At 66.9% G+C, this 19,780-nt stretch carries 15 protein-coding genes and 1 tRNA gene; 13 read left to right on the forward strand and 3 right to left on the reverse strand.

Going from position 1 to position 19,780, the window contains the following annotated elements; all coding sequences use genetic code 11:
• Nucleotides 1-1,180 (forward strand): UDP-N-acetylmuramate dehydrogenase (locus ACWGIH_RS17345; RefSeq protein ID WP_453691659.1); only part of this gene is annotated, 1,180 nt, incomplete at its 5' end.
• 46 nt (nucleotides 1,181-1,226) lie between these two features.
• On the opposite strand, the gene ACWGIH_RS17350 is transcribed toward ACWGIH_RS17345, so the two are convergent.
• Nucleotides 1,227-1,859 carry an NAD(P)-dependent oxidoreductase gene (locus ACWGIH_RS17350; protein ID WP_453451883.1) on the reverse strand — a complete coding sequence of 211 codons (633 nt, stop codon included), beginning with the start codon at nucleotides 1,857-1,859 and terminating at the stop codon, nucleotides 1,227-1,229.
• Nucleotides 1,860-1,946: 87 nt separating this feature from the next.
• On the opposite strand from ACWGIH_RS17350, the gene ACWGIH_RS17355 reads away from it, so the two are divergent.
• Complete coding sequence (locus ACWGIH_RS17355) at nucleotides 1,947-2,546, forward strand: TetR/AcrR family transcriptional regulator (RefSeq protein ID WP_453451884.1); 600 nt, start codon at nucleotides 1,947-1,949, stop codon at nucleotides 2,544-2,546.
• On the opposite strand, the gene ACWGIH_RS17360 is transcribed toward ACWGIH_RS17355, so the two are convergent.
• Nucleotides 2,536-3,555, reverse strand: a complete 1,020-nt coding sequence (locus tag ACWGIH_RS17360) for an adenosine deaminase (protein ID WP_453451885.1) — start codon at nucleotides 3,553-3,555, stop codon at nucleotides 2,536-2,538. The genes ACWGIH_RS17355 and ACWGIH_RS17360 overlap by 11 nt on opposite strands.
• A 125-nt stretch (nucleotides 3,556-3,680) precedes the next feature.
• On the reverse strand, nucleotides 3,681-4,907 hold the full coding sequence (locus ACWGIH_RS17365; protein ID WP_453451886.1) for a pyridoxal phosphate-dependent aminotransferase: 1,227 nt from the start codon (nucleotides 4,905-4,907) through the stop codon (nucleotides 3,681-3,683).
• A gap of 181 nt (nucleotides 4,908-5,088) precedes the next feature.
• On the opposite strand from ACWGIH_RS17365, the gene ACWGIH_RS17370 reads away from it, so the two are divergent.
• From ACWGIH_RS17370 to ACWGIH_RS17420, 11 genes are all read left to right on the forward strand, one after another.
• A tRNA-Trp gene (locus tag ACWGIH_RS17370) sits at nucleotides 5,089-5,161 on the forward strand.
• Between the two features lie 111 nt (nucleotides 5,162-5,272).
• Nucleotides 5,273-5,560 (forward strand): preprotein translocase subunit SecE, encoded by a 288-nt coding sequence (gene secE, locus ACWGIH_RS17375; RefSeq protein WP_190084400.1) that lies wholly within the window; start codon nucleotides 5,273-5,275, stop codon nucleotides 5,558-5,560.
• Nucleotides 5,561-5,649: 89 nt separating this feature from the next.
• Nucleotides 5,650-6,579, forward strand: coding sequence for a transcription termination/antitermination protein NusG (gene nusG / locus ACWGIH_RS17380; protein WP_453451887.1), 930 nt, complete (start codon nucleotides 5,650-5,652; stop codon nucleotides 6,577-6,579).
• Between the two features lie 174 nt (nucleotides 6,580-6,753).
• On the forward strand, nucleotides 6,754-7,188 hold the full coding sequence (gene rplK / locus ACWGIH_RS17385; RefSeq protein WP_355803871.1) for a 50S ribosomal protein L11: 435 nt from the start codon (nucleotides 6,754-6,756) through the stop codon (nucleotides 7,186-7,188).
• Nucleotides 7,189-7,301: 113 nt separating this feature from the next.
• Complete coding sequence (gene rplA / locus ACWGIH_RS17390) at nucleotides 7,302-8,024, forward strand: 50S ribosomal protein L1 (RefSeq protein WP_160506642.1); 723 nt, start codon at nucleotides 7,302-7,304, stop codon at nucleotides 8,022-8,024.
• A gap of 157 nt (nucleotides 8,025-8,181) precedes the next feature.
• The gene (locus ACWGIH_RS17395) at nucleotides 8,182-9,075 is read left to right on the forward strand and encodes a hypothetical protein (RefSeq protein ID WP_453451888.1); all 894 of its coding nucleotides are present in this window, start codon (nucleotides 8,182-8,184) and stop codon (nucleotides 9,073-9,075) included.
• A gap of 65 nt (nucleotides 9,076-9,140) precedes the next feature.
• Nucleotides 9,141-10,124, forward strand: coding sequence for a hypothetical protein (locus ACWGIH_RS17400; RefSeq protein WP_453451889.1), 984 nt, complete (start codon nucleotides 9,141-9,143; stop codon nucleotides 10,122-10,124).
• Between the two features lie 261 nt (nucleotides 10,125-10,385).
• Entirely contained in the window at nucleotides 10,386-10,916 is a 531-nt protein-coding gene (gene rplJ / locus ACWGIH_RS17405) for a 50S ribosomal protein L10 (RefSeq protein WP_363212695.1), read from the forward strand.
• A gap of 113 nt (nucleotides 10,917-11,029) precedes the next feature.
• Complete coding sequence (gene rplL / locus ACWGIH_RS17410) at nucleotides 11,030-11,410, forward strand: 50S ribosomal protein L7/L12 (RefSeq protein ID WP_365823557.1); 381 nt, start codon at nucleotides 11,030-11,032, stop codon at nucleotides 11,408-11,410.
• Nucleotides 11,411-11,998: 588 nt separating this feature from the next.
• On the forward strand, nucleotides 11,999-15,484 hold the full coding sequence (gene rpoB / locus ACWGIH_RS17415; protein ID WP_365823555.1) for a DNA-directed RNA polymerase subunit beta: 3,486 nt from the start codon (nucleotides 11,999-12,001) through the stop codon (nucleotides 15,482-15,484).
• A 96-nt stretch (nucleotides 15,485-15,580) separates the two neighbouring features.
• Nucleotides 15,581-19,480: a DNA-directed RNA polymerase subunit beta' gene (locus tag ACWGIH_RS17420; RefSeq protein ID WP_361837202.1), complete on the forward strand. Its 3,900-nt coding sequence runs from the start codon at nucleotides 15,581-15,583 to the stop codon at nucleotides 19,478-19,480.
• Nucleotides 19,481-19,780 lie beyond the last annotated feature (300 nt).

Consider the following 19,780-nt stretch of genomic DNA (forward strand, 5'->3'; position numbering starts at 1 on the left):
CGGGGCCCCGGCCCCCCCCCGCCCCGCCCGCCGGCGGGCCGCCGCCCGGGGCCGTCGCGCGGGCCCGCCCCCCGGGCCGGGGCCCCGCCGGCGCGGCGGGGCCACGGACCGTACTCTTGAGCACGTGCAGGAACTCCACGATGCCCCCCTCGCCCCGCTGACCACCTTCCGGCTCGGCGGTCCCGCGGCCCGTCTGATCACCGCGACGACCGACGCCGAGGTGATCGCCGCCGTCCGCGAAGCCGACGACTCCGGAACCCCGCTGCTGCTCATCGGCGGCGGCTCGAACCTGGTCATCGGGGACAAGGGCTTCGACGGGACCGCCCTGCGCATCGCCACGAAGGGCTTCGCACTCGACGGCACCCAGCTGGAGCTGGCGGCCGGTGAGGTGTGGACCGACGCCGTGGCCCGCGTCGTGGAGGCCGGCCTGGCGGGCATCGAGTGCCTCGCGGGCATCCCGGGCTCCGCGGGCGCGACGCCGATCCAGAACGTGGGGGCGTACGGCCAAGAGGTCTCGGCGACCATCACCGAAGTGGTCGCGTACGACAGGAAGACCCACGAGACGGTCACCGTCGCGAACGCCCAGTGCGACTTCTCGTACCGCCACAGCCGTTTCAAGGCCGAGCCCGACCGCTTCGTCGTGCTGCGTGTCCGTTTCGCGCTGGAGGACGCCCAGGGGATGAGTGCCCCCCTGAAGTACCCGGAGACGGCCCGCACGCTCGGCGTCCAGGCCGGCGACCGGGTGCCCGCGGCCGTCGCCCGTGAGACCGTCCTGAAGTTGCGCGCGGGCAAGGGCATGGTGCTGGACCCCGAGGACCACGACAGCTGGTCGGCCGGGTCCTTCTTCACCAACCCGATCCTCACCGAGGAGGAGTTCACCGCGTTCCACGCGCGCGTGGTGGACCGTCTCGGCCCGGACGTGGCGCCTCCCGCCTTCCCCACGGAGGACGGCCGCGTGAAGACCTCCGCCGCCTGGCTCATCGACAAGGCGGGCTTCACCAAGGGGTACGGAGAGGGCCCGGCGCGCATCTCCACCAAGCACACCCTCGCCCTGACCAACCGCGGCGGCGCGACCACGGAGGACCTGCTGGCCCTCGCCCGTGAGGTCGTCGCCGGAGTACGGGACGCCTTCGGGGTCACGCTGGTCAACGAGCCGGTGACGGTGGGTGTCAGTCTCTGAGCCCTGGGGGCGGCGGACTCCTCCGACGGAAATCCGTCAGAAGGGGCTAGTAGGCGACGCCCACGCCCTGCTTCACCGTCGACAGGTCGTCGACCGCCCCCAGCATCGCGTGCGCCACGTCGGCCCGGCCGATGAACCGCCCGCTGGTCGGCGTGCCCCCGACGACCCGGCGGTAGACGCCCGTGGCCGGCTTGTCCTGCAGCCTCGGCGGGCGCACGGACGTCCAGTCCGTCGCGCTGGTCGCCAGATCCGCCTCCATGGCCCGCAGGTCGTCGTACACCGGCTTCAGGATCTTGCTGATCAGGGCACCCGCGATCCGGTCGACCACCGTCTGGCGCGCGGGAGGAGGACCCACCGGCGACGCGCTCACCACCACCAGCCTGCGCACCCCCTCGGCCTCCATCGCGTGCAGCACCGCACGCGTGAGCTCGGCGGCAATCCCCGCGTCCGCCCTCTTGTGCGGCCCGAGCCCCGAGAGGACCGCGTCCCGTCCGGCCACCGCCGCCCGCAGGGCCTCCGGATCGGTCAGGTCGGCCCGGAACACCTCAAGGCCCTCACCCGTCGCCCTCAGCCGCGAGGGGTCACGCACGACCGCCGTGACCTCGTGGCCCGCCGCGAGCGCCTGCCTGACGATCTCCCCGCCGACACCTCCGGTCGCACCGAACACCGTGAGCCTCATCGCACACCCTCCCCAGGTGGGTAAGTATTCACTCACCCCTAGGGTGAGTATCCGCTCACCTCGACGTCAAGGTTGGTTGGACGGCACATGCAGCAGAAGCCCACCCGGGCCCGCATCCTCGACGCGGCCCACGACCTCATGCTCACCATCGGCCTCGCCCGTGCCACCACCAAGGAGATCGCCAAGGCGGCGGGCTGCTCCGAAGCGGCCCTCTACAAGCACTTCGCGAGCAAGGAGGAGCTGTTCGTGGGCGTCCTCCAGGAGAGGCTTCCCCGGCTCGGCCCGCTCCTGCGCCGCCTCGCGGAGGACCCGGGGGAGCGCCCCGTGGAGGAGAACCTCGCCGAGATCGCCCGCCTGGCCAGCCACTTCTACGCCCAGAGCTTCCCGATCGCCGCGTCCCTCTACGCCGAGACCAGGCTCAAGCGCCGCCACGAGGACTCCATGCAGGAGATGGGCACGGGCCCGCACGTGCCCATCGAGGCCCTCGACGCCTACCTCCGCACCGAACGCGACGCAGGCCGGATCGCCCCCGGCGCCGACACGTTCGCGGCCGCCTCGCTCCTCCTGGGCGCCTGCGCCCAGCGCGCCTTCGCCTACGACTCCACGATCGGCAAGCAACCCCCGCAGCCCGTCGAGGAGTTCGCCGCCGCCCTCGCCCGCACGCTCCTCGCGGGCATCAGCCGCTGAGCCACTCCTCGACGCCCGAAAGCAGCTTCTGCTGTACGTCCACCGGGGCCGCCGAGCCGCGCACCGACTGCCGGGCGAGCTCGGCCAGCTCGCTGTCGTCGAAGGCGTGGTGCTTGCGCGCGATCTCGTACTGCGCGGCCAGCCGTGACCCGAAGAGCAGCGGATCGTCGGCTCCCAGAGCCATCGGCACCCCGGCGTCGTACAAGGTGCGCAGCGGTACGTCCTCGGGCTTCTCGTAGACACCCAGGGCCACGTTCGACGCCGGACACACCTCGCAGGTCACCCCCCGCTCCGCAAGACGCTTCAGGAGCCGCGGGTCCTCCGCCGCCCGCACCCCGTGCCCGATCCGCCCCGCGTGCAGGTCGTCCAGGCAGTCCCGCACCGAGGCGGGCCCGCTGAGCTCGCCGCCGTGCGGCGCCGCGAGCAGGCCGCCGTCCCGCGCGATCGCGAAGGCCCGGTCGAAGTCCCGCGCGAATCCCCGGCGTTCGTCGTTGGACAGCCCGAAGCCGACGATGCCGCGGTCGGCGTACCGCACCGCGAGGCGGGCCAGCGTGCGGGCGTCCAGAGGGTGCTTCATGCGGTTCGCGGCGACGAGCACGCGCATTCCGAGGCCGGTGTCCCGAGAGGCGCTCTCAACGGCGTCCAGGATGATTTCCAGGGCCGGGATGAGCCCACCGAGCCGCGGCGCGTACGACGTCGGGTCGACCTGGATCTCCAGCCACCCCGACCCGTCCCGGATGTCCTCCTCGGCGGCCTCCCGCACCAGGCGCTGGATGTCCTCGGGCTCCCGCAGGCAGGACCGTGCCATGTCGTAGAGGCGCTGGAAGCGGAACCACCCGCGTTCGTCGGTCGCCCGCAGCTGCGGAGGCTCCCCACCGGTCAGCGCCGGGGGCAACCGCACCCCGTACTTGTCGGCGAGCTCCAGCAGGGTCGTGGGCCGCATCGACCCGGTGAAGTGCAGATGCAGATGGGCCTTGGGCAGCTCTCTTACGTCACGTACACGCTCCATTCCAGGATCTTGCCGTACGTACGTGGCGTCCCGGTAGGCACTTTCCCTTTCGGGCCTGTCTCCGAACGAAGAAACGGGCCGCCTCCCCCGGAGGGAGACGGCCCGCGCGCAGAACGAAGAGGTGCTCAGTCGCGCGCCTCGGCCAGCAGCTTCTGGATCCGCGAGACGCCCTCGACGAGGTCCTCGTCACCCAGGGCGTACGAAAGGCGGAGGTAACCCGGCGTCCCGAAGGCCTCGCCCGGGACGACCGCGACCTCCGCCTCCTCCAGGATCAGCGCGGCGAGCTCCACGGAGTCCTGCGGGCGCTTGCCGCGGATCTCCTTGCCGATGAGGCCCTTCACCGAGGGGTACGCGTAGAAGGCGCCCTCGGGCTCGGGGCAGAAAACGCCCTCGATGTCGTTCAGCATCCGCACCATCGTCTTGCGGCGCCGGTCGAAGGCCTCGCGCATCTTCTCGACGGCGGTCAGATCGCCGGAGACGGCCGCGATGGCCGCCACCTGCGCGACGTTGGAGACATTCGACGTGGCGTGCGACTGCAGGTTCGTCGCGGCCTTCACCACGTCCCTCGGACCGACGATCCACCCCACGCGCCAGCCCGTCATCGCGTACGTCTTGGCGACGCCGTTGACCACGATGCACTTGTCGCGCAGCTCGGGCAGGATCGCCGGGAGCGAGGTGAACCGGGCGTCTCCGTAGACGAGGTGTTCGTAGATCTCGTCGGTCATGACCCACAGGCCGTGCTCGACGGCCCAGCGGCCGATCGCCTCGGCGTCGGCCTCGCTGTAGACGGCACCCGTCGGGTTGGACGGCGACACGAAGAGGACGACCTTCGTGCGCTCCGTGCGCGCGGCCTCCAGCTGCTCCACCGAGACGCGGTAGCCCGTGGTCTCGTCGGCGACGACATCGACCGGCACGCCGCCCGCGAGACGGATCGACTCCGGGTACGTCGTCCAGTAGGGAGCCGGGACGATGACCTCGTCGCCCGGGTCGAGGATCGCGGCGAACGCCTGGTAGATGGCCTGCTTGCCGCCGTTCGTCACCAGTACCTGCGAGGCGTCGACCTCGTACCCGGAGTCGCGCAGCGTCTTCGCGGCGATCGCGGCCTTGAGCTCGGGGAGCCCGCCGGCCGGGGTGTAGCGGTGGTACTTCGGGTTCTTGCACGCCTCGACGGCGGCTTCGACGACGTAGTCCGGCGTCGGGAAGTCGGGCTCACCCGCGCCGAAACCGATCACCGGCCGCCCGGCGGCCTTGAGGGCCTTCGCCTTGGCGTCGACAGCGAGGGTCGCGGACTCGGAGATCGCGCCGATGCGGGCGGAGACCCGGCGCTCGGTGGGAGAAGTGGAAGCGCTCATCGCCCCATCGTTCCAGACCGGAAAGACCCCCGGCACATGGCTTTGCGAGACCACCGGATCCGTTTCTGTTCGACGGGGCGCCGCAGAGCACGTACACTCACTGCTCGTTGGCCCTCACCGGCCGCACCTTCTCCTCGCACTCTGTGCACCCGGGCGGATGCGGTAGGTTGGGGGAAATCAAAGGGTCGTAGCTCAATTGGTAGAGCACTGGTCTCCAAAACCAGCGGTTGGGGGTTCAAGTCCCTCCGGCCCTGCTACACACTCCTTTCGCCAGGATGTGTGCGCACATGTACGTACTGCATTGCACCGCCGTGCGGCTCATACCGGGCGCGGCACGGCCACGACCCGGAATCAGGTGAGGACGAGTGACGGACGCCGTGGGCTCCATCGACATGCCTGATGCCCAGGACGAGGCGCCGGAGTCCAAGAAGAAGGCCCGCAAGGGCGGCAAGCGCGGCAAGAAGGGCCCCTTCGGCCGTCTCGCGCTCTTCTACCGCCAGATCGTCGCGGAACTCCGCAAGGTCGTCTGGCCGACTCGCAGTCAGCTCACGACGTACACGACCGTGGTGATTGTCTTCGTCGTCATCATGATCGGCCTTGTGACCGTGATTGACTATGGGTTCAACCAGGCCGTCAAGTACGTCTTCGGCTGAGCTGATGGCTGAGCCAAGAGCGAAGGGCGCCGTACCCGGCGCCCGTTTCGCGCGTTCCACCCCTCTGTATCCAGGAAGAAGCAGCCACCGTGTCTGACCCGAACCTGAACGACGCCGTTGAGCCGCGCGTGGATTCCGAGGAGTCCGTGGAGGACCAGCTCGACATCGTCGAGGCGGCGGATGCCGAGGACCCGGACCAGGCCGAGGCTGCTGACGCCGCCGCGGGCGCACCCGCCGAAGAGTCGGCCCTGCACGTCGAGCCCGACGCCGAGTCCGCTGATGACGTCGAGTCGGCCGACGACGCCGAGAGCGACGAGGACGGCGAGACCGCCGCCGAGGACGAGACCGAAGAGGCCGCTGAGTCCGCCGAGTCCGCAGAGGACGAGGAGGAGGCCGAGCCGGTCGACCCGATCGTGGCCCTGCGCGACGAGCTCCGCACCCTTCCCGGCGAGTGGTACGTCATCCACACCTACGCCGGTTACGAGAACCGCGTGAAGACCAACCTCGAGCAGCGTGCCGTCTCGCTGAACGTCGAGGACTTCATCTTCCAGGCCGAGGTGCCGCAGGAAGAAGTCGCGCAGATCAAGAACGGCGAGCGCAAGACCATCCGTCAGAACAAGCTCCCCGGGTACGTCCTGGTGCGCATGGACCTGACGAACGAGTCCTGGGGCGTCGTCCGCAACACCCCCGGCGTCACCGGCTTCGTGGGCAACGCGTACGACCCGTACCCCCTGACCCTGGACGAGATCGTCAAGATGCTCGCTCCGGAGGCCGAGGAGAAGGCCGCCCGTGAGGCTGCCGAGGCCGAGGGCAAGCCGGCTCCGTCCCGCAAGGTCGAGGTCCAGGTGCTCGACTTCGAGGTCGGCGACTCCGTCACCGTCACCGACGGGCCGTTCGCGACGCTGCAGGCGACGATCAACGAGATCAACGCCGACTCGAAGAAGGTCAAGGGCCTCGTCGAGATCTTCGGCCGCGAGACCCCGGTCGAGCTCAGCTTCGACCAGATCCAGAAGAACTAGCCTTCGCGGCTCCTCTGGAACATACGCCTCCGAACAGGTCAGACGGGCTCTCAAAGCCTGTCTGACCTGCTCGGTTTTTGGCCGCGCGACTATACCCGTTATCGTGGTGCGGTATGCCTCCATCCGGATGACTGGATGGTGGCTGGAAACTCTCACTAGGACCCGGAGAGAGCAATGCCTCCCAAGAAGAAGAAGGTCACGGGGCTTATCAAGCTCCAGATCCAGGCCGGCGCAGCCAACCCGGCCCCGCCGGTCGGCCCCGCGCTGGGCCAGCACGGCGTCAACATCATGGAGTTCTGCAAGGCCTACAACGCCGCGACCGAGTCGCAGCGTGGCTGGGTGATCCCGGTGGAGATCACGGTCTACGAAGACCGCTCCTTCACCTTCATCACCAAGACTCCGCCGGCCGCCAAGATGATCCTCAAGGCCGCGGGTGTCGAGAAGGGCTCCGGCGAGCCGCACAAGACCAAGGTCGCCAAGATCACCGAGGCGCAGGTCCGCGAGATCGCCACCACCAAGATGGAAGACCTCAACGCCAACGACCTGGACGCCGCGTCGAAGATCATCGCCGGCACCGCCCGTTCCATGGGCATCACGGTCGAGGGCTGAGAGCTTTCCCCGTCTGACCTTTCTCAGTGGTAGGGCCAAGCGCCGGCCCGCACCACGACTCCCACACCTGTCACGCGGCCCAGCCGCATGATGTAACCGCTACAGGAGCAGAAGTGAAGCGCAGCAAGACTCTCCGCGCTGCGGACGCCAAGATCGACCGGGACAAGCTCTACGCCCCGCTCGAGGCCGTCCGTCTCGCCAAGGAGACCTCCGCGACCAAGTTCGACGGCACCGTCGAGGTCGCCTTCCGCCTGGGTGTCGACCCGCGCAAGGCCGACCAGATGGTCCGTGGCACCGTGAACCTCCCGCACGGCACCGGCAAGACCGCCCGGGTCCTGGTCTTCGCGACCGGTGACCGTGCTGCGGCCGCGGAAGCCGCTGGGGCCGACATCGTCGGCGCCGACGAGCTCATCGACGAGGTCGCGAAGGGCCGCCTGGACTTCGACGCCGTCGTCGCCACCCCGGACCTCATGGGCAAGGTCGGCCGCCTCGGCCGCGTGCTCGGTCCGCGTGGTCTGATGCCGAACCCGAAGACCGGCACCGTCACCCCCGACGTCGTGAAGGCTGTCAACGACATCAAGGGCGGCAAGATCGAGTTCCGCGTCGACAAGCACTCGAACCTGCACTTCATCATCGGCAAGGTGTCCTTCGACGACACCAAGCTGGTGGAGAACTACGCCGCGGCGCTGGAGGAGATCCTCCGTCTGAAGCCGTCGGCCGCCAAGGGTCGCTACATCAAGAAGGCCGCGCTCACCACCACGATGGGCCCCGGCATTCCGCTGGACAGCAACCGCACCCGCAACCTCCTCGTCGAGGAGGACCCGGCCGCCGTCTGATTCTGACGGCAGTCGCGTCGCGTACGCGTTCTGTGTCGACGGGCCCCGCAACCTTTCGAGGTGCGGGGCCCGTCCTCGTATTCGTGCATGTCCGTCAGAGCTGTCGGGGGACTGCGCTAGCGTGCAGGATTCACACGAGTACAAGGGGTGGGATGTCATGAACAGCACGACCATGCGGCGCGCGGGCCTGTCGATCGCGGTGGCCGCCGCGCTGACCGGGGTCGCGGCCTGTGGCTCCTCCGGCGGCGGCGACGGTGAGGCGAAGGACAAGAAGAACGGCTCCGTCGCCCTCAGCCCGATAGCCGCCCTGCGCTCCATCGAGGACAAGACCGACGACGCCGACTCGGCCAAGATCGAGGGCAAGACGGTCATGGGCAGCCAGATGTCGATGAACATGGACGGCGCCATGGCGTGGTCGGACGGCATCACCGGCAACGTCACCGCGACCCTCACCGGCGGCACCCAGGCCGACCAGATGAAGCAGATGGGCCAGTCGAAGATCGACTACCGCTATCTGAAGACGGGCTTCTACGCGAACATGGGCGACCAGTTCGCCTCGCAGGCCGGCGGCGGCAAGCACTGGATCGAGTACGACTACGAGACGCTGGCCGAGTTGGGCGGCGCCGCCGGTGACGCCTTCAAGGACCAGATGCAGAACACCACCCCGAACCAGTCGGTGAAGATGCTGCTCGCCTCGGGTGACGTGAAGCGTGTGGGCGAGGAGACGGTGCGCGGAACGAAGACGACGCACTACTCCGGAGAGGTCGACGTCGCCGATCTGACGGGCAAGAACTCCGACCTGGACGCGTCTCAACTGGCCGAGCTGAAGAAGCAGTTCAGCCAGGCGGGGATGAGCACCGAGACGATCGACATCTGGGTCAACGACGACGATCTGCTGGTCAAGAAGACCGAGAAGGCCGACATGAAGACCGGCGCCTTCTCCCAGACGGTCTACTACAGCGACTACGGCACCCCGGTCTCCGTGGAGAAGCCCCCGGCCTCGGACACCGTGAGCTTCAAGGACCTCATGAACCAGCAGCCGCAGGCCTGATCTCGCCCTTCAGGTACTCTCACCACACAGAATTGTGTCGATCATGTGTTCCTAGGGGTGGGGTCATGAACGTTGTTTCCGTACGTGGGGACAAGGGACGTAACAAGAGGGTCGCGAGCGCCGTGCTCGTCACCGCGCTGCTCTGTACCGGCGCGGTGGCCTGCGGAGGCTCCGACAAGGACGGCAAGGCCGAGGGGGCGGGCTCGGGGGAGACCCAGTCCCGGTCGCAGGTGACCGAGGTCATCACGGCGGCGTACGAGAAGACCGCGAAGGCCAAGTCGGCCAAGGTCGAGATGACGATGTCGGCGCCGAAGTCGATGGCCGGTGCGTCCGGCGCGTCCGGCGACATGAAGATGTCCGGCATCATGGGCTGGGACCCGACCGTCATGGACATGACGATGTCGGGCTCGGCGCTCACGGAAGGCGACCCGGAGGCTCCGAAGGAGATCCGGATGCGCTGGCTCGACAACGTGATGTACATGGACATGGGGACCGCCGCCGCCAAGGACATGGACGGTAAGCGGTGGATGAAGATGGACCTCAACTCCATCGCCGAGCAGGCCGGTGACGAGAAGCTCGCCAAGCAGATGACCGGCGGCCTGGACAGCATGAACCAGGACCCGGCGCAGCAGCTCGCGATGCTCCTGGACTCGCCGAACCTGAAGCACGTCGGCCCGGCCAAGGTCGACGGTGCGCAGACCCAGCGCTACAAGGGTCGGCTCTCCGTCAAGGAGATGATGGAGTCGAACAAGGGCCTGAGTGACCTGCTCAGCAAGAGCGAGCGCGACGAACTCTTCAAGAGCATCGAGAAGTCGGGCATCAAGGGGTACGACACCGAGGTCTGGGTCAATGAGGACGACTACCCCGTCCGCATGGACATCGACATCAAGAGCCCTGAGGGCACGATGAAGACCTCGCAGAAGTTCTCGGACTACGGGGCCTCCGCCAAGGTGTCCGCACCGCCGGCCGGGGAGACCTTCGACCTGATGGAGATGTTCAAGGAGCTCGGCGGGAGCGGCGCGGAGAGCGGCGCCGACAGCGGCTTCTGAGCCGATTTGCTTGACGCGAACCCGTTCGCGTAGTCTTCCCCAGAAGCCAAAGACCGCTGGTCGTTGCCGTGTGCTCGCAAGAGTGTGCGGTGGCCGAAGGATCCGCTGAAACTGCGGACGACCCGCGCAGGTGACTGAGGAAGTGCTCCCGGACGGGTTCTCGTCGGGTCGAGCTCACGCCCCATGCGCCTGCGCTGGGGCGTTTTGTTTTGTCAGCCCCTTCTGAGCGGTCCTCATCACCCGGAAGGAGGCCGACGCTCTATGCCGACGCCCGACAAGGCTGCCGCGGTAGCCGAGCTCACGGACAAGTTCCGCAGCTCGAACGCCGCCGTGCTGACCGAGTACCGGGGTCTCACCGTGGCCCAGCTCAAGCAGCTGCGCCGTTCGCTCGGTGAGAACTCCGAGTACGCCGTGGTGAAGAACACGCTGACCAAGATCGCGGCCAACCAGGCCGGGATCAACCAGCTGGACGACCTGTTCGCGGGTCCGACCGCTGTTGCCTTCGTCACCGGTGACCCGGTGGAGTCGGCGAAGGGTCTTCGTGACTTCGCCAAGGACAACCCCAACCTCGTCATCAAGGGCGGTGTCCTTGACGGCAAGGCGCTGTCCGCCGACGAGATCAAGAAGCTCGCGGACCTCGAGTCCCGCGAGGTTCTGCTCGCCAAGCTGGCGGGCGCCATGAAGGGCAAGCAGACGCAGACTGCGCAGCTCTTCCAGGCGCTTCCCTCGAAGTTCGTCCGCACCGCGGAGGCGCTTCGTGCCAAGAAGGCCGAGCAGGGCGGTGCCGAGTAATTCGGCTCGCGCATTGATCGCCGCCCGTTAGGGCGACGGTCGCAGCGGGCCGAACGTACGCCCGCCTTCATATACACCCGGCACCAGCCGAATTAGTGGAAGGATCGCCCATCATGGCGAAGCTCAGCCAGGAAGACCTGCTTGCCCAGTTCGAGGAGCTCACCCTCATCGAGCTCTCCGAGTTCGTGAAGGCCTTCGAGGAGAAGTTCGACGTCACCGCCGCCGCGGCCGTCGCCGCTGCCCCGGCCGGCCCGGCCGCCGCCGCCGAGGTTGCCGAGGAGCAGGACGAGTTCGACGTCATCCTCACCGGCGCCGGCGAGAAGAAGATCCAGGTCATCAAGGTCGTGCGCGAGCTCACCTCCCTGGGTCTCAAGGAGGCCAAGGACCTCGTCGACGGCACCCCGAAGCCGGTCCTCGAGAAGGTCGCCAAGGAGGCCGCTGACAAGGCTGCCGAGTCCCTCAAGGCCGCCGGCGCCTCCGTCGAGGTCAAGTAACACCTCGCGAGTCGTCTGCCGCGCGCCTGTGGGCGCGTAGGCGGCAGGACTTTTCGGCGCTGCTTCAGGCAGCGCACGTCAAGGGCGATCACCCATCTGGGTGGTCGCCCTTCGGCGTTCTCCGGCGCACCCCACGGCTGCCTTGCGAAGCCCGCCCCGACGAGTATGGTGATCTTCGTCGTGCCCCGGAACGGCCGTGACGGTGACGAGCTGAAAGCCAAGTCGGGGCAGGGGGGCCTTGACGAACTGCACGCAGCGCGCAATTCTCAGGACGCGTCGTCACATCGATCCGCATCCGAGGCATGGATCGACGGCGAAGAGGGCAGTATCGATGTGCATCGAGGGCGTGGCTTGCAGCAGGGGTTGAGAACAACGAGGGTCTTCAAAAACCCGCACTGGACATCAGTGGGCCTAGTGGCTACACTGACCCTTTGCGCTGCCTGTTAGCTGCCTCCTGCCCGTCACCAGGGGCATGCCCATGCTTGAGCACAGTGGACTGGACTTCCCTGACCTGGGATGTTCCGTCTCTGCGTCCAACCTGGGACCGGTACGCGCGTAGTGAGTCCGAGCCCTCGGAAGGACCCCCTCTTGGCCGCCTCGCGCACTGCCTCGACCGCGAATACGAACAACGGCGCAAGCACCGCCCCGCTGCGCATCTCCTTTGCAAAGATCAAGGAGCCCCTCGAGGTTCCGAACCTTCTTGCGCTGCAGACCGAGAGCTTTGACTGGCTGCTCGGCAATGAAGCGTGGAAGGCTCGTGTCGAGGCGGCTCTGGACAGCGGACAGGACGTCCCCACCAAGTCCGGTCTGGAAGAGATCTTCGAGGAGATCTCTCCGATCGAGGACTTCTCCGGGTCGATGTCCTTGACGTTCCGCGACCACCGTTTTGAGCCTCCGAAGAACTCCATCGACGAGTGCAAGGAGCGCGACTTCACGTTCGCCGCCCCGCTCTTCGTCACTGCCGAGTTCACCAACAACGAGACCGGCGAGATCAAGTCCCAGACGGTCTTCATGGGCGATTTCCCGCTCATGACGAACAAGGGCACCTTCGTCATCAACGGCACCGAGCGTGTCGTCGTGTCGCAGCTGGTCCGTTCGCCGGGTGTCTACTTCGATTCCTCGATCGACAAGACGTCCGACAAGGACATCTTCTCCGCCAAGATCATTCCGTCCCGGGGTGCCTGGCTGGAGATGGAGATCGACAAGCGCGACATGGTCGGTGTACGCATCGACCGCAAGCGCAAGCAGTCGGTCACCGTTCTGCTCAAGGCTCTCGGTTGGACGACCGAGCAGATCCTCGAGGAGTTCGGCGAGTACGAGTCCATGCGCGCCACCCTGGAGAAGGACCACACCCAGGGCCAGGACGACGCGCTGCTCGACATCTACCGCAAGCTCCGTCCGGGCGAGCCGCCGACCCGTGAGGCCGCTCAGACCCTGCTTGAGAACCTCTACTTCAACCCCAAGCGCTACGACCTCGCGAAGGTCGGCCGCTACAAGGTGAACAAGAAGCTGGGTGCGGACGCTCCGCTCGACGCGGGCATCCTCACGGTCGAGGACATCATCGCCTCGATCAAGTACCTGGTGAAGCTGCACGCCGGTGAGACCGAGACCGTTGGCGACAGCGGTACGTCGATCGTCGTCGAGACCGACGACATCGACCACTTCGGCAACCGTCGTCTGCGTAACGTCGGCGAGCTCATCCAGAACCAGGTCCGCACGGGTCTGGCTCGTATGGAGCGCGTCGTGCGTGAGCGCATGACGACGCAGGACGTCGAGGCGATCACGCCGCAGACCCTGATCAACATTCGCCCGGTCGTGGCGTCGATCAAGGAATTCTTCGGCACCTCGCAGCTGTCGCAGTTCATGGACCAGAACAACCCGCTGTCGGGTCTCACCCACAAGCGCCGTCTGTCGGCGCTTGGCCCGGGTGGTCTCTCCCGTGAGCGGGCCGGCTTCGAGGTCCGTGACGTTCACCCGTCTCACTACGGCCGCATGTGCCCGATCGAGACGCCCGAAGGCCCCAACATCGGTCTGATCGGTTCGCTGGCCTCCTACGGCCGTGTGAACGCGTTCGGCTTCGTCGAGACGCCGTACCGCAAGGTCGTCGAGGGCGTCGTCACCGACGACGTCGACTACCTGACGGCCGACGAAGAGGACCGCTTCGTCATCGCCCAGGCCAACGCCGTGCTGGGTGAGGACATGCGCTTCACCGAGGCGCGCGTCCTCGTCCGCCGTCGTGGCGGCGAGATCGACTACATCCCCGGCGACGACGTCGACTACATGGACGTCTCGCCGCGCCAGATGGTGTCGGTCGCGACCGCGATGATCCCGTTCCTCGAGCACGACGACGCCAACCGTGCCCTCATGGGCGCGAACATGATGCGTCAGGCCGTGCCGCTGATCACCGCCGAGGCTCCCCTCGTCGGCACCGGCATGGAGTACCGCTGTGCGGTCGACGCCGGTGACGTGATCAAGGCCGAGAAGGCGGGTGTGGTCCAGGAGGTCTCCGCGGACTACGTTACCGTCACGAACGACGACGGCACGTACACCACGTACCGCATCGCCAAGTTCTCCCGCTCGAACCAGGGCACCTCGGTCAACCAGAAGGTTGTCGTCGACGAGGGCGCCCGGGTCATCGAGGGTCAGGTCCTCGCCGACGGTCCCGCGACCGAAGAGGGCGAAATGGCCCTCGGCAAGAACCTGCTCGTGGCGTTCATGCCCTGGGAAGGTCACAACTACGAGGACGCGATCATCCTGTCGCAGCGCCTCGTGCAGGACGACGTCCTCTCCTCGATCCACATCGAGGAGCACGAGGTCGACGCCCGTGACACGAAGCTGGGCCCGGAGGAGATCACCCGGGACATCCCGAACGTCTCCGAAGAGGTCCTCGCCGACCTGGACGAGCGCGGCATCATCCGTATCGGTGCCGAGGTCGTCGCCGGCGACATCCTCGTCGGCAAGGTCACGCCCAAGGGTGAGACCGAGCTGACGCCGGAAGAGCGTCTGCTGCGCGCGATCTTCGGTGAGAAGGCGCGCGAGGTGCGCGACACCTCGCTGAAGGTGCCGCACGGTGAGATCGGCAAGGTCATCGGCGTCCGCGTCTTCGACCGTGAAGAGGGCGACGAGCTGCCGCCGGGCGTGAACCAGCTGGTTCGTGTCTACGTGGCGCAGAAGCGCAAGATCACGGACGGTGACAAGCTCGCCGGTCGTCACGGCAACAAGGGCGTCATCTCCAAGATCCTTCCGATCGAGGACATGCCCTTCCTTGAGGACGGCACGCCGGTCGACATCATCCTCAACCCGCTGGGTGTCCCGTCCCGAATGAACCCGGGTCAGGTCCTGGAGATCCACCTCGGCTGGCTCGCCAGCCAGGGCTGGGACGTCTCCGGTCTCAGCGAGGAGTGGGCGCAGAGCCTGCAGCGCATCGGCGCCGATCAGGTCGCCCCGCGGACGAACGTCGCGACCCCGGTCTTCGACGGCGCCCGCGAGGACGAGCTGACCGGCCTCCTCGAGCACACCGTCCCGAACCGCGACGGCGACCGCATGGTCCTCCCGTCCGGCAAGGCGCGGCTGTTCGACGGTCGCTCCGGCGAGCCGTTCCCGGACCCGATCTCCATCGGGTACATGTACATCCTCAAGCTGCACCACCTGGTCGACGACAAGCTCCACGCCCGTTCGACCGGTCCGTACTCCATGATCACCCAGCAGCCGCTGGGTGGTAAGGCTCAGTTCGGTGGTCAGCGCTTCGGTGAGATGGAGGTGTGGGCGCTCGAGGCTTATGGCGCCGCGTACGCCCTCCAGGAGCTGCTGACGATCAAGTCCGACGACGTGACCGGCCGCGTGAAGGTCTACGAGGCCATCGTCAAGGGCGAGAACATCCCCGAGCCCGGCATTCCCGAGTCCTTCAAGGTGCTCATCAAGGAAATGCAGTCGCTCTGCCTCAACGTGGAGGTGCTGTCCTCGGACGGCATGTCCATCGAGATGCGCGACACCGACGAGGACGTCTTCCGCGCGGCGGAGGAGCTCGGTATCGACCTGTCCCGGCGCGAGCCGAGCAGCGTCGAAGAGGTCTGACGGGTTGGCCGGCCGGACCTCGTGTCCGGCCGGCTCTCCCCGGACCCGTTCAGACCATGATTGAGACTCGACCCCGAAAGAGGGATTGACGACAAAGTGCTCGACGTCAACTTCTTCGACGAGCTGCGGATCGGCCTTGCCACCGCGGACGACATCCGACAGTGGTCCCACGGCGAGGTCAAGAAGCCGGAGACCATCAACTACCGCACGCTCAAGCCCGAAAAGGACGGACTCTTCTGCGAGAAGATCTTCGGTCCGACCCGGGACTGGGAGTGCTACTGCGGTAAGTACAAGCGTGTCCGCTTCAAGGGCATCATCTGCGAGCGCTGCGGCGTCGAGGTCACTCGCGCCAAGGTGCGTCGTGAGCGGATGGGCCACATTGAGCTGGCCGCGCCTGTCACGCACATCTGGTACTTCAAGGGCGTTCCGTCGCGCCTCGGCTACCTGCTTGATCTCGCCCCGAAGGACCTCGAGAAGGTCATCTACTTCGCGGCGTACATGATCACGTTCGTGGACGAGGAGCGCCGTACGCGTGACCTGCCGTCCCTGGAGGCGCACGTCTCCGTGGAGCGTCAGCAGGTCGAGAACCGTCGCGACTCCGACCTGGAGGCCCGCGCCAAGAAGCTCGAGACCGACCTGGCCGAGCTCGAGGCCGAGGGCGCCAAGGCCGACGTACGCCGCAAGGTGCGCGAAGGTGCCGAGCGTGAGATGAAGCAGCTGCGTGACCGTGCGCAGCGCGAGATCGACCGTCTCGACGAGGTGTGGAACCGCTTCAAGAACCTCAAGGTCCAGGACCTGGAGGGTGACGAGCTGCTCTACCGCGAGCTGCGTGACCGCTTCGGCACGTACTTCGACGGTTCGATGGGTGCCGCTGCACTGCAGAAGCGCCTTGAGTCGTTCGACCTGGATGAGGAAGCCGAGCGGCTTCGCGAGATCATCCGTACCGGCAAGGGCCAGAAGAAGACCCGTGCGCTCAAGCGCCTCAAGGTCGTCTCCGCGTTCCTGCAGACCAGCAACAGCCCCAAGGGCATGGTGCTCGACTGCGTGCCGGTCATCCCGCCGGACCTGCGTCCGATGGTGCAGCTGGACGGTGGCCGCTTCGCGACCTCCGACCTGAACGACCTGTACCGCCGCGTGATCAACCGCAACAACCGCCTGAAGCGGCTTCTCGACCTCGGTGCTCCCGAGATCATCGTGAACAACGAGAAGCGCATGCTCCAGGAGGCCGTGGACGCCCTCTTCGACAACGGTCGTCGTGGTCGCCCGGTCACCGGTCCCGGTAACCGCCCGCTGAAGTCCCTGAGCGACATGCTCAAGGGCAAGCAGGGTCGTTTCCGTCAGAACCTTCTCGGTAAGCGTGTGGACTACTCCGCGCGTTCCGTGATCGTCGTCGGCCCGCAGCTGAAGCTGCACCAGTGTGGTCTGCCGAAGGCCATGGCTCTGGAGCTCTTCAAGCCGTTCGTGATGAAGCGCCTGGTCGATCTCAACCACGCGCAGAACATCAAGTCGGCGAAGCGCATGGTCGAGCGAGGCCGCACGGTCGTGTACGACGTCTTGGAAGAGGTCATCGCGGAGCACCCGGTTCTCCTGAACCGTGCGCCCACGCTGCACCGCCTCGGCATCCAGGCCTTCGAGCCGCAGCTGGTCGAGGGCAAGGCCATTCAGATCCACCCGCTCGTCTGCACCGCGTTCAACGCGGACTTCGACGGTGACCAGATGGCCGTGCACCTGCCGCTCTCCGCGGAGGCGCAGGCCGAGGCCCGCATCCTGATGCTGTCCTCGAACAACATCCTGAAGCCGGCAGACGGCCGTCCCGTCACCATGCCGACCCAGGACATGGTTCTCGGTCTCTTCTTCCTCACGACGGACGAGGAAGAGCGCAAGGTCATCGGTGAGGGCCGTTCGTTCGGTTCCTCCGCCGAGGCGACCATGGCGTTCGACGCCAAGGAGCTCTCGCTCCAGGCGAAGGTCGACATCCGCTTCCCGGTGGGCACCATCCCGCCGCGCGGCTGGACCCCGCCGGCCGTCGAAGAGGGCGAGCAGGAGTACCAGCAGGGCGACAGCTTCCGGCTGCGTACGACCCTGGGCCGCGCGCTCTTCAACGAGCTGCTGCCCGAGGACTACCCGTTCGTCGACTACTCGGTGGGCAAGAAGCAGCTCTCCGAGATCGTCAACGACCTGGCCGAGCGCTACCCCAAGGTCATCGTGGCGGCGACGCTCGACAACCTGAAGGCGGCGGGCTTCTTCTGGGCGACCCGTTCCGGTGTCACCGTGGCCATCTCCGACGTCGTGGTCCCCGAGGCCAAGAAGGCGATCGTCGCGGGCTACGAGGCGCAGGACGAGAAGGTCCAGAAGCAGTACGAGCGCGGTCTGATCACCAAGGACGAGCGCACGCAGGAGCTCATCGCGATCTGGACCAAGGCGACCAACGAGGTTGCCGAGGCGATGAACGCGAACTTCCCCAAGACGAACCCCATCTTCATGATGGTTGACTCGGGTGCCCGAGGAAACATGATGCAGATGCGTCAGATCGCCGGTATGCGTGGTCTGGTGTCGAACGCGAAGAACGAGACGATCCCGCGCCCGATTAAGGCTTCGTTCCGCGAAGGCCTGTCGGTGCTCGAGTACTTCATCTCCACGCACGGTGCCCGTAAGGGTCTTGCGGACACGGCTCTCCGTACCGCTGACTCCGGTTACCTCACCCGTCGTCTGGTCGACGTCTCTCAGGACGTCATCATTCGCGAGGAGGACTGTGGCACCGAGCGCGGTCTGAAGCTGAAGATCGCGGTCAAGGGCGAGGACGGTGTGCTCCGCAAGACGGAGAACGTCGAGACCTCGGTGTACGCCCGCATGCTGGCCGAGGACGTCGTCATCGACGGCAAGGTCATCGCGCCGGCCAACGTCGACCTCGGTGACGTCCTCATCGACGCCCTGGTCGCCAACGGCGTCGAGGAGGTCAAGACCCGTTCGGTCCTGACCTGTGAGTCGGCGGTCGGCACCTGTGCCTTCTGCTACGGCCGTTCGCTCGCCACCGGCAAGCTGGTCGACATCGGTGAGGCGGTCGGCATCATCGCCGCCCAGTCCATCGGTGAGCCCGGCACGCAGCTGACGATGCGTACGTTCCACACCGGTGGTGTGGCCGGTGACGACATCACCCAGGGTCTGCCCCGTGTCGTCGAGCTCTTCGAGGCTCGTACGCCCAAGGGTGTCGCCCCGATCTCGGAGGCGGCAGGCCGCATCCGTATCGAGGAGACCGAGAAGACCAAGAAGATCGTCGTCACGCCGGACGACGGCAGCGACGAGACTCCCTTCCCGATCTCGAAGCGCGCCAAGGTCCTCGTGCGTGAGGGTGACCACGTCGAGGTGGGCCAGAAGCTCACCTTCGGTGCCACCAACCCGCACGACGTGCTGCGGATCCTCGGTCAGCGCGCGGTCCAGGTCCACCTGGTCGGCGAAGTCCAGAAGGTCTACAACAGCCAGGGCGTGTCGATCCACGACAAGCACATCGAGATCATCATCCGGCAGATGCTGCGCCGCGTGACGATCATCGAGTCCGGCGACGCGGAGCTGCTGCCGGGCGAGCTCGTCGAGCGCTCGAAGTTCGAGACCGAGAACCGTCGTGTCGTGACGGAAGGCGGCCACCCGGCCTCCGGCCGTCCGCAGCTGATGGGTATCACCAAGGCCTCGCTGGCGACGGAGTCGTGGCTGTCCGCGGCTTCCTTCCAGGAGACGACCAGGGTCCTGACGGACGCGGCGATCAACGCCAAGTCCGACTCCCTGATCGGCCTCAAGGAGAACGTCATCATCGGTAAGCTCATCCCGGCCGGTACGGGTCTCTCCCGCTACCGCAACATCCGGGTCGAGCCGACCGAAGAGGCCAAGGCCGCGATGTACTCGGCCGTCGGCTACGACGACATCGACTACTCGCCCTTCGGGACGGGTTCGGGCCAGGCTGTGCCGCTGGAGGACTACGACTACGGGCCGTACAACCAGTAGGACCCAGGTCTGTTGAAGGGCGGTCACCCCGTGAGGGTGGCCGCCCTTCGGCGTTGGCCGGCGGTATGACGTACGACACGGACTGACGGCGTGCGTCGCGGCCCTGGGGGAGGGGGCGCAGTGGGGCTGAGCAGCCGTTCTCGGGGGCGAAAGCCGCTGGTCCGCAGCTTGCGGCCGCAGGCTGTGTAGTGGCCGCGAGGGTCGCTGTCAAGGCTTTCCGTGCGGCGTCCCTGATGGGTTCAGAAGCCCGGCGTGTCGGGGTCGATCGCATTTGTTTTGACCGAACCCGATGAGGTAGGT

It is taken from the genome of Streptomyces sp. NPDC054872 (assembly GCF_053610705.1).